The 423-nt window shown below is 62.6% G+C and carries 1 pseudogene; it reads left to right on the top strand.

Going from position 1 to position 423, the window contains the following annotated elements:
• Positions 1 to 19: 19 nt before the first annotated feature.
• A pseudogene (locus EN780_RS37965) lies at positions 20 to 423 on the top strand (sarcosine oxidase subunit alpha); the annotation flags it as partial.

Here is a 423-nt window from a genome sequence, read left to right as displayed (position 1 = left end):
CAATGAAGCGTTGCCGCATATGGGTTTTCTTGAAGGTCGATATAGGGACAAGCCCCTGCGCATCATTCGTCTCAGCTTTTCGGGCGAGCGGGCTTACGAGATCTATACCGGTGCTAGCGTCGGCAAGGAAATGTGGTGCCGGTTGATCGAGGCCGGCACGCCTTTCGGCCAAAAGCCTTACGGGGTCGAGGCTCTGGGCGCCTTGCGCGTCGAGCAAGGCCATGTCGCTGGGCCGGAGATCGACGGCAGGACGACGCTCGACGACCTCGGACTCAGCCGCATGGCGGGTAAGCGCAGCGGCTATGTAGGCGATGTGCTTGGCCGCCGTGAAGCTCTCAGTGACCCGGCGAGGCCGCGGCTGGTCGGACTACGCTGCCTTGAGCCGGGCAAGAGGTTGAGCGGAGGCGCTATTCTATTCAGGCC

It is taken from the genome of Mesorhizobium sp. M4B.F.Ca.ET.089.01.1.1 (genome assembly GCF_004022605.1).
Lineage (GTDB): Bacteria > Pseudomonadota > Alphaproteobacteria > Rhizobiales > Rhizobiaceae > Mesorhizobium > Mesorhizobium abyssinicae.
This window is presented reverse-complemented; position numbering and strand designations above follow the sequence as displayed.